Source organism: Candidatus Magnetominusculus xianensis (assembly GCA_001541255.1).
Lineage (GTDB): Bacteria > Nitrospirota > Thermodesulfovibrionia > Thermodesulfovibrionales > Magnetobacteriaceae > Magnetominusculus > Magnetominusculus xianensis.
Genome location: LNQR01000131.1, coordinates 1 through 9,998 on the forward strand (window position 1 = coordinate 1; position 9,998 = coordinate 9,998).

Here is a 9,998-nt window from a genome sequence, read left to right on the forward strand (position 1 = left end):
GACGCGTCTATCTTTGAGGAAACACCCTCTATCTGCGTACCAAGATTCTTTTGAAGCATATCATTTATGGCAGCTAAATCATTCTTAATAGCGCCAGAGGCCGCCGCGGCCTGTTCTGCCTGCTTTCCAATGCCGTCAACTACCTGTTTTAGTATATCAAGATTAGTCTCTCCGGCGAGTTTTGCAGTGGTCTCGACAATAGCTGCCATTCTTTTGTCCAAACCAGTAAACGACGCCTCTATCTTTGAGGAAACACCCTCTATCAGCGTACCAAGATTGCCTTGACGAGCCTCGTTCATGGCAGAGATGTCCATGCTCATTGCATTTAATGTCTTAACGGTTGCTTCTGTCTTCGTCCCAAGCTCGTCTACCGCTTGCCTCAGGGGATCGAGGTTGGACTTTTTTACCAGGTCATTGGTGGAGTCTGTTATATTCGTCATCTGCCTGGAGAGATTGTCCATAGAACTGGTCAGAGCCGTCCTGACGGACTCTATTTCGCCGGACAAACCCAATTTCTCTACGATTTGTTCCGAGATTGCCGTAATACGTGAGCCGAGTTCGCCGATTTGCGGCTTCAGTGTACCTTCAAGTTCCACAATGGTGTGCCCTAGCTTGTCTGTCTGGTTTTTAACTTGTTCAGATATAAGACCGGCAAGGGTATTATTTAACAGATCATTGACGCGCATACCTACTTGTGTGCCAACATCTGCAGCTATCTCTTTTGACAACATCGAAATAATAGTCTTACTCACTAGATCAAGGTATAGTTCACTGCTCATTGCTCATATTCCCCCTTCCACTTAAATAACACCTACAAAAATTACCAGCGGGAACGAATAGTTACTACGCATTTAGACTCTGTTTATTTATCATTGCGGTTCGCGGCTGTCAACCGGCAATACGATTGTAAATGTAGTACCCTTGCCGGGTTCGCTATCGACACTTATAGTACCTTTGTGCTGTTTTATGATAGTCAGACTTATGGACAATCCAAGCCCCGTGCCCTTTCCAATCGGCTTTGTGGTAAAAAATGTCTCAAATATCTTATCAATCTTATCTTTCGGAATACCTGCTCCGGTATCGCTTATCTCAATCCTGACTTTGTCGCCTTCGCTGCGAGTCTTTATTGTTACTTCGCCGTTGCCCTCGATAGCTTGGCAGGCATTGGCAAGGATGTTCAGAAACACCTGATTTAATTTCCCGACGTTGCAAATCACCTTTGGCAGTGTACCGAAATCCCTGTTAATATTAATACGTTCCTTGTACTCGAATGTCAGAAATCTTGATGTGGTATCTATGGCTTCGTTTAAATCGGCCTCGGCAGCCTCCCCTGTGTCGCGGCGGGAGAAGGAGCGAAGGTCCATGATTATCTTCTGGATACGCTCGGTGCCTACTATTGATCTTTCTATCATTTCGTTTATTCTGGTCTTCAGGTAATCATAGTTAATGTCAGTCTTTACCTTTTGTATTGTCTCAACAGCAGCGGGCGGCAGGTCTAAGCCGTCGTAAACCGCTATCAGGTCGCTTATCTTGAGGAAAAACTTACGCAGGTTGCCCATGTTGGAATGTATAAACCCAACCGGATTATTTATTTCATGTGCGATACCAGCGGCCAATTCACCGATTGAGGCCATCTTTGCGCTTTGGACAAGCTGTGTCTCGACGGTCTTGTTGTCGTTCATCATACGCTGCATACGCACCTGCAGGACATCCATGACTATGCGGCGTATCTTGTCGTTGTCCCAGGGTTTTGTCAGATACTTATCAACCCTGCCTTTATTTATGGCGTCGACAGTTGCGGTGATGTCGCTGTAGCCGGTCAAAAGAATCTTCCCCATATGGGGGTATTCACTTTCTATATTGGCTAGTAACTCGCTTCCAGTCATACCGGGCATACGCTGGTCGGTAAGGACAAGGTCTATGGTGGTTTTTTTAAGTATATCCATTGCCTCTGCAGCGCTGGATGCCTTATACACTTCATAATCGCCCATAAATGTATCAGACAGCGCATCCAGAATATCATGCTCGTCGTCAACTATCAAAATAGTCTGTTTTTCCACTCCCTGCCCTCCTTTATAAGCGCACTATTGTACCATATACTATGTTTATTGTAAAGCTGAATTTTGTTTTGACAAATCAACGTGCTATTCAATAGGCAACAGGCCAACCAAAGCGCTCATGGGGGCAGCTCAAGTGGGGCGCGTTATGTTTTTGTTTTATTTTGCGTTTTCTTTGCGTAACTGTTCCTTGCAGATTCCATATTTTTTCTCTTGAATATGTTTTTATCCATATGGGCCATCAGCTTGATAGACGGCGGGATTTTACCGTCGTTGCATGTCAGTATCATCTTGTAGAATTCGCAGTCCTGACACAGGACTTTTATTTTCTCTTCCCACGATTTATATTTTCTGCCTCCGCCGCAGATGTCAAGTGTGGCGTTTATGTACATACAGGCACGTCCAGCGTTGACGCCGTCCAGAAAACCATCTGCATCGACGTTTACAAACGAGGGGCACTGCTCAAAATCCTTACATTTTGTAAACTCCCAGCAGTTGATAAATTTATAGATGTCCTTGTGAACCTTGATCTTTGTTATGTTGTGCTTTATCAGTTCCCTGACATGCGTGTCGTCTATCACAACACCGCACTCGACCAGGTGTTCGTCCTTGCCCGGTATATATACATTTTCGGCTGCTACCAGACCGCTTCTTATTAAGTCAGGTGTAAGGTTCTTGATCCCCAGGTCTAATGCCTTTTTCAAGCCGAAGGTGGTTTCTATGTATGAGTAGAGACGCTTTATCGTGAACGGCCTGATGATTATATCTATAACAATATCACACTGTGAAAGGAGCTGGCGCACCTGCTCTATGTCGGTTTTAGAACTCATTACGGCCAACACCTTAAACGACACGTTTGAGTATTGAATGTGATACATAAACTCACAAAAGGCGTCTATGTCCTCAAAGTGGCACTCATCAATAATTAACAGGTCGCACCGCCGCGTAAACAGCACCAGCTCGAGGCTCCTCAAGCTATAGTACCCGCTTGCAACCGTAACCCCCCTGTAGTACTCAAGCAAACTCCATGAGACGGGTGCGGCTATATCTTCCCGAAGAAATATAAATAGTTCCTTCTTGTTTACCTTTCTTCTTTTGATTAAGTTATTTAGGGCAATAACCTTTGCCTTTTCTTTTTTCAGTGCCTTTGCCGTTGCAGTGATGGCGTCGATGTTAAAATTTTGCTTAACAAACTTATCCAGCGTCTCTATTGCCGAGTCTGATATCTCCAGGATGCTGAACTCAAAAAACGGGCTTTTATCTAGCTGGCTTGCCTTGTCTATATTCATATAAAAGCGGTAATTGATACCATTGGTTAATACGGCTATTTTGGCCTGCGTCTGAAGAAACGCCTCATGAATAGAGTTAGTCTCCACATCGAGATTCATACCCCAGTGCTTACACTCGATAATTATTTCCGGTTTTCCTCCGCGCAGGAGCGCATAGTCAATTGCGATGCCTTCGCTGTGGTCAACAGACACAGAATAATCGGGGACAACCTCAGACGGGTCAAACACATTGTAGCCGAGGCTGTTAATAAAAGGTAGTATCAGGGCAACTTTTGTCGATTCCTTATTTTTTACAAAATCGTACCGCTGACGAATTTCACCCGAAAGTGCCTTGATCTTTACTGCTAAATCCAGCATTCAGTAATTCCTTTCGTCACCTCTGTTAAGAGCATAACATGTTATCGGCAGAAACGTCCACTTTCATTAGTAGCAGGGGCAAAGGCAAGCTCAACATAGCGTCATTTCTTTACATGATTGTAAAACCAGCCGGTTCTGTATTATACTGTATGATGTTAATACAGATACTTACGATTAAAGGCGGCTGTCAGCAAGGTTGGGGGGGTGATGTCTGTGCCTAGAGTGCTGATTCTCGATGGATTATGGAATAAGACGCTTGCCGCTGTTAGGGCGCTGGGTCTGAGGGGCTTTCACGTAGCCGTAGGGGAATGGACGCGCTTTGCAACGGCCTTGTTCTCGAATTATTGCAGCAAGCGGTTAATTTACCCATCGCCAAAGGAGAGGCCGGCCAAGTTTTTAGATTGGCTTGAGGGCGAACTCAAGAAAAACCACTATGATGTGCTGATGCCGATGGAGTTTACGACACAGACGTTGGTAACGTCGCAGATAGAGCGGCTTTCAAAGTATTGCCGCATCCCGTTTGCTGGTGTTGACCTGGCACTCAGGCTCCACAACAAGGCATTTTTGATGAGATATGCCCGTGAAAAGGGCTTTGACATCCCAAAGACATATATTATTGACGACTTAAACCAGTTGGAAGCACTTACGGCAGAGCTGCCCTATCCTGTTGTCATAAAGCCGCAGATGAGTTCAGGGGCAAGGGGGATTAAGTATGTCAACAGAAAGGAAGACTTCGTAAAGCTATATGAGAGGGTACACAAGCAGTACGAATTCCCCATAGTGCAGGAGTTTATTCCTGACGGAGGGGACGCCATGGGTGTGTGCCTGCTCCTTAATAATGACTCAGATGTAAGGGCGTCGTTTGTCTATAAACGGTTAAGGGAATATCCGGTCAGAGGCGGGCCAAGCACACTGAGGGCAAGCATAAAGAGAGACGACGTCAGGTACATTGCCGAGTCGCTGTTGAGATATTTTAAATGGACGGGTGTTGCCCATGTAGAGTTCAGGGTAGACCCCAGAGACGGTACGCCTAAGCTCCTGGAGATAAACCCCCGCTTTTGGGGCTCGTTACAGCTTGCGATCAATGCAGGGGTTGATTTCCCCTATTTATTGTATAAACTGGCAATGGACGGCGACATAGACCCTGTAAACGATTACAAGACCGGTGTGATGTGCAGGTGGATTATCCCCGGTGATATAATGCACTTCATTACGAATCCAAACAGGTTTCACATGAAGCCGGGTTTTTTTGATACGAAAATAAAGGACGACCTGTTGTCCTTAAAAGATCCTCTGCCGGTAATAGGGCGGTTGTCATCTGTAATAACGCTCCTCTATGACAAAGAGATGCAGGACATATTTCTGCGAAGATAGCACGCACTGTCACATTTTAGGAAGAAAGCATTTGACTTTATTTGCCTGTAAGTGTTTAATATAGATGTATCGGCGGATGGGGTATGGCGGAATCATAAGAGCATAATCTTAAGCAGAGAGGTCAAGATGAAAAAAACTACAGTAATAATTGTGGCGTTATTTTTGTTTAGTGCCAGCATATTAATGGCGGCAGAGACTAAACTAGACGAGGGCATAGCAGCGCTGAAGGAAGAGAATTTTGAGGAGGCTATAATATTTTTCAAAAAGGCAAAGCTCTCTCAACCAGGCTCGTCTGCTATTGCGTACTACTTAGGAGTTGCCCTTAAGAAAACCGGAGATATAAAGGGGGCTGAGGAGAGTTTTACCGAGGCCATAAACATAGTACCGCCGGTTGAAGAGGCATACACAGAGCTGATAGAGGTTTGCTACAGCCAGGGTAAACTGAGCGATGCTAAAGACTGGATAGCAAAGGCAGAGGCCGCAAAGGTCAGACCCGCCGCCGTAGCCTTCCTCAAGGGGCTTGTCTTGTTAAAGGAAGACGACAACTCAGGCGCTATCGAGGCGCTTAACAAGGCAAAGGAGCTTGACCCGTCATTGACTCAGACGGTGAACTACCAGCTTGCGGCTGCATACAACAAGGAACGGAAGTTTACCGATGCAAAAACAGCGCTTGAGGCAGTCATAGAGGCCGACCCGTCGTCTGATATGGCCTCATTCGCAAGAGAATACCAAAAGGCCGTCGAGGACAATATCGCATCGAATAAGGAATGGCGCTTTACTGTCGGCATAGCCTACAGATACGACGACAATGTCCTTTTAAAACCTGAAGATGGAATCCCCGGCGTAGATATTTCAGGACAAAGAGACAGCGCCATACTAAATACCTTTAGAATAGACTACCAGCCAAACCTGGGCAGCAGCCAGTGGTTTCTCAACATGCAGTACAATCTTATAAGCAACTACTACTTCCATAATGAAAGTCACAACCTGTTTATCCAGTCACTTACGGCAAACCCTGGATATAATTTCAAGGACGGCGCCGTATATTTGCCCGTGACTTACAACTATGCCCTTCTCAAAGGAAAGAACTATATGGGGCTGTTGTCCGTAAAACCCACAGTAAACTGGATGTTTGAGAAAGGCCATATCGCTCAGGCATTCGCAGGCTATGAAAGAAGAGGCATGCTTGGCACAATATCAGACCCGGACGAAGACAGGACAGGCAGCAGATACCTGACCGGCGCAGGTTATATCTATATATTATCACAGGGCAAGGGGATGCTGAACTTCAGATATGAGTACTCCCAAGACCTGACCGAAGGGCAGAACTGGGCCAACATGGGTAACAAGTTGACTGCCGGGGCCACACTCCCAATCATTGATGACCTGTATGGCATTTTAAACTTTGAGGCGTTTTTTCAGAAATATAAATACAACCACACCGTGTTCGGGTATAAAAGAAGAGATGATACCTACACGGGCACAGCAGGCATCGTCTGGCAAGCGACAAAGTTCATGGACGTGAGCGTGCAATATTCACATACGACGGCGTATTCAAATATATATCTCTATAAATACGACCGCAACATGTATACAACTGGTGTAGAGTTTAAGTTTTAGGGTAATTAATAATTAATCAGGAGGGATGGTTTTATGATAAGAAAAAGGCTAAGCATATACATAGCACTCGTACTGTCAGTGCTTTTAATATCAACGGTGGTATACGCCGAGGCAGAAATTGGCAAGGTAACATTTGTAGAGGGCAAGGCTGACATCTTAAGGGGCGGGAACCTCCCAGCTAAACCCCTGCAGTTGAACGACCCTGTCTTTGAGAAGGACACAATCAGGACAAAGGCCGCGTCAAAACTTGAAATATCATTCAAAGACGGCAACGTGCTGAGGCTTGCCCAAAGCACACGCATAGACATCAGCGAATATATCTCAGACAACACTCAAAGCAAAAGCACGGTAAAACTCCCTCGTGGACATGTGCGCGCGGTTGTTGATAAAGACATTGCAAAGCGCATTGCAGATGCACCTGCGGCAAATCGTTTCGAGGTTCATACGCCTAATGTAGTAGCAGGCGTTCGAGGCTCTGATGGTGATATAATGTTTGAGCCTGCATCAGGTGACACTATTGTCGCAATCCGTGAAGGCGTCTTTTATGTGTATAATCTGCGCTTCCCGGACAAATCAACCGATATAACCGCCGGTAACATGGTAGTAATACCACAAAGCGCCCCACCAGGGCAGCAAAGACCTATCTCTAACACAGAAACTCAAAGGAACGAAAAGGCAACCGACCCCGGCAAAAAAGATACCGGACAGTCCGATACGAAAAGTTCAGTCACGCCAGGTACAACAGCACCCGTAAGCGCAGCAGCGCCAGTCAGAGAAGCAGCTCAAACTCTGGTGGCAGACAGCACAGTTAAAAACGTGATCACATCATCGAATATCATATCACCTGACACAAATGTTTACCAGCCGCCTGTTACACAGTACGATACATCGCCGCTTACGTCTCCGGCGACACCGGCCCCAACAACAGCCCCAACACCAGCTCCAACGCCAGCACCGGCTCCAGTCCCAACACCAACACCTGCAAAGACATATGATTTTGGCGGGACGATTACAGCTTCTGAATTTGCGGCATATCTTGGCTATTCAAACAGTTTCAGCAAAAGCGGAACAATTACTGGCAGTATAACATCAGGCACATACTCAGGGGCGAATACGCCGTTTAGTTTCACCGCAGCAGGTTTAGCAACCCCGCCGGATGGGTTTCCTCTTTGGGCATTTTCTGTCGGGAGTTCTTCGGCGAACTCTTATATAAACATGAACGCAGTCGCCGGAGGTGTGTCCACTAGTGTCGGCACAATTGGGACTATAGTGGGTAAATATACGAATTCGTTTGACAATACGCAAGGGTACGTCGTAACCTACTCCCAGTCAGACGGCAGCTTGTTCTATCCTGTGACTAGCAGTATTTACGGCAACGCCGTATGGAGTGCCTCGGGGCAGATTGTGGCGGTTCCGATTGATCCAAACCACGGGATATATGGCTATGACGCGTATTATTATGGGTTTAACAACATCACCAGCCCGGGCAGCAGGATTGACTACAGTAATGATAAATATTTCAGCATAACATCGTGGAACAGCAACGGCCTTGTGTATGGAACGAGCTACGGTACAGCGGCAGTAGGGAATGTCCCGGTCATCTCAGTCGGCACTGCAATGGGGTATTACACTAACGGGATATTGCAGTTGACAGATATTTATAAGTACATGGCGGCCTCGCAGTATCTATATCTTGCCTGTGGTGATGAGACCGGTGCAGCAGGCTGTTCAAAGACAACACCTGTCACTTCTCTGACATATCTGAACATCCCGTCTGTAGAGATAGGGCGCACGAATCTCTCTGGTTCGCTGATAAGCGGTGCAGACTATGTCAACTTAAACATGAACAATGTCGTGTTCTTCGCGCCGTCTTCAGGGTCTAAACCGTCTATCTTTGCAATTGGAAACATAACCGGAACATACAGCTTAGGGACAAACCTGACGGCCACGTCCCTCCTGTCTACATCGAATCAGATATATCTTTCTGATTTTACAAAAAACGGAATAAGCATATATTTTAATTTCGGCATGTGGAGCGGCGGCAAGTGGAACGGCACAATCGGGCCGTCATTTACAACCGGCGCCCTCTCAGGCGGAAACCTGACAGGCAGCTCATGGAGCGGCACAGTTATAATGAACGGATGGGCTGGCGGGTTATTTAACGGTGGGATAATCTCCGGTAACGGCATCGGGATTATCAGATGAGATTTAACTCAAGCATGAGGCTGATATTTACGTTGTGTGTTATGCTTCTGGGCACAGTGCCGCTGCAGGCTGAACCGTTAAAAGTCGGCGTATTTGACATACAGCGTATAATGAACGAGGCCGCCGCTGTAAGTACATACAAGCAGCGCTACCAAAGCACTCTTGAGTTGAAGAGAAAACCATTGTTACAAACAGAAGAGGACTTAAAACAACTCAAGGAGAAAATTGACAAAGGCGGACTCAAGCCCGAAGAGGCAATGGCAGCAGACTTAGAGTTCACACAAAAAGTCCGTACCGCAAAGCACCAGAGAGAAGACCTCGACGCCGAGGTAATGCAGATGGACAGGTGGTTAAAGGCACAGATTTATAAGGATATAAGCGAGATACTGGTAGAGTTAAACAAAAAAGAGGACTATGCGGTCATTCTTGAGAGGGGTGTTGTAGCCTACTACAAAAGCTCAGTGGACATCACCAGTAAAATCATTGAGATATATAATAAGAAGAAGTAACAGGCATGAGGGCGGCATTTGGTCGCCGCCCCCTCCATGTTGTCAGTGCTGACCGTGGATTAAGCTAGGCAGACAGCGAACGCAGGTTACTTTTTTCTCACCCTCGTAGTAACACTCAAAGAAGACCCTGTTCTTGTCGGTCGTGCCGCAAACAAAACACTTTAATTCCATTTTAATTCCTCCAGTTGTTTATCCCGACTTTATCGCTTGGAATGCACGGGGTGCGCGGCGAGGGTTGAAAACACTGGGGCAGGGCTTCATAAATCCAGGGATATGACATCATCTGTCCCTTACCTTATGGAATAAGATAAGTCACTAAAAGTTCTTCATTATGAAAGATGCGAATCATTCCGTTGTTAACCTTCAAAAGCACCTTCTTGCCAACGTATTTATGTGGTATCACATAGCGGTTGCCGTCAAAGGCTACTTGGCAGTCCTTGTAGACTTTTCTGGTTACATTCTCAGATGTGTCATAGGGCCATCCCCTAACATTGGCTGCTGTCGCCGGCCATGATAAAATGTACCAAAAGCGGTCATGAAAAATGTACCAGAGAGAGGGGCAATCCATGAAAGAAAGTAGTACCATC

9 protein-coding genes are annotated in these 9,998 nt (G+C 46.2%); 4 read left to right on the forward strand and 5 right to left on the reverse strand.

Annotation, left to right across the window (positions count from 1 at the left end; genetic code table 11):
• From ASN18_RS16305 to ASN18_RS16315, 3 genes are all read right to left on the reverse strand, one after another.
• A partial coding sequence (locus ASN18_RS16305; protein ID WP_157073065.1) for a hypothetical protein occupies positions 1–779 on the reverse strand: 779 nt, incomplete at its 3' end.
• 90 nt (positions 780–869) lie between these two features.
• Positions 870–2,060, reverse strand: coding sequence for a sensor histidine kinase (locus ASN18_RS16310; RefSeq protein WP_085053850.1), 1,191 nt, complete (start codon positions 2,058–2,060; stop codon positions 870–872).
• Positions 2,061–2,203: 143 nt separating this feature from the next.
• Positions 2,204–3,703, reverse strand: a complete 1,500-nt coding sequence (locus ASN18_RS16315) for a two-CW domain-containing protein (RefSeq protein ID WP_085053851.1) — start codon at positions 3,701–3,703, stop codon at positions 2,204–2,206.
• 213 nt (positions 3,704–3,916) lie between these two features.
• Between ASN18_RS16315 and ASN18_RS16325 the strand changes: the two genes are divergently transcribed.
• The 4 genes from ASN18_RS16325 to ASN18_RS16340 all read left to right on the forward strand — a co-directional run bounded on the left by ASN18_RS16325 (position 3,917) and on the right by ASN18_RS16340 (position 9,411).
• Positions 3,917–5,077, forward strand: a complete 1,161-nt coding sequence (locus ASN18_RS16325; protein WP_236861838.1) for a carboxylate--amine ligase — start codon at positions 3,917–3,919, stop codon at positions 5,075–5,077.
• A 126-nt stretch (positions 5,078–5,203) separates the two neighbouring features.
• Entirely contained in the window at positions 5,204–6,697 is a 1,494-nt protein-coding gene (locus tag ASN18_RS16330; protein ID WP_085053854.1) for a surface lipoprotein assembly modifier, read from the forward strand.
• Positions 6,698–6,730: 33 nt separating this feature from the next.
• Positions 6,731–8,902, forward strand: a complete 2,172-nt coding sequence (locus ASN18_RS16335) for a FecR family protein (RefSeq protein ID WP_085053855.1) — start codon at positions 6,731–6,733, stop codon at positions 8,900–8,902.
• Positions 8,899–9,411 carry an OmpH/Skp family outer membrane protein gene (locus tag ASN18_RS16340; RefSeq protein ID WP_085053856.1) on the forward strand — a complete coding sequence of 171 codons (513 nt, stop codon included), beginning with the start codon at positions 8,899–8,901 and terminating at the stop codon, positions 9,409–9,411. Before ASN18_RS16335 ends, ASN18_RS16340 begins: the two co-directional genes overlap by 4 nt.
• Before the next feature lie 42 nt (positions 9,412–9,453).
• On the opposite strand, the gene ASN18_RS17845 is transcribed toward ASN18_RS16340, so the two are convergent.
• Both ASN18_RS17845 and ASN18_RS17670 read right to left on the reverse strand, forming a co-directional pair.
• Complete coding sequence (locus ASN18_RS17845) at positions 9,454–9,582, reverse strand: hypothetical protein (protein ID WP_306689150.1); 129 nt, start codon at positions 9,580–9,582, stop codon at positions 9,454–9,456.
• Positions 9,583–9,706: 124 nt separating this feature from the next.
• Positions 9,707–9,998: Mu transposase domain-containing protein (locus tag ASN18_RS17670; RefSeq protein ID WP_085053857.1), on the reverse strand; the 292-nt coding region annotated here is incomplete at its 5' end.

Bases quoted from the DNA above. Each gene is read 5' to 3' on its own strand.
- ASN18_RS16315 (WP_085053851.1), bottom strand. From the start codon at position 3,703: ATGCTGGATTTAGCAGTAAAGATCAAGGCACTTTCGGGTGAAATTCGT.
- ASN18_RS16330 (WP_085053854.1), top strand. From the start codon at position 5,204: ATGAAAAAAACTACAGTAATAATTGTGGCGTTATTTTTGTTTAGTGCC.
- ASN18_RS16335 (WP_085053855.1), top strand. From the start codon at position 6,731: ATGATAAGAAAAAGGCTAAGCATATACATAGCACTCGTACTGTCAGTG.
- ASN18_RS16340 (WP_085053856.1), top strand. From the start codon at position 8,899: ATGAGATTTAACTCAAGCATGAGGCTGATATTTACGTTGTGTGTTATG.
- ASN18_RS17845 (WP_306689150.1), bottom strand. From the start codon at position 9,582: ATGGAATTAAAGTGTTTTGTTTGCGGCACGACCGACAAGAACAGGGTC.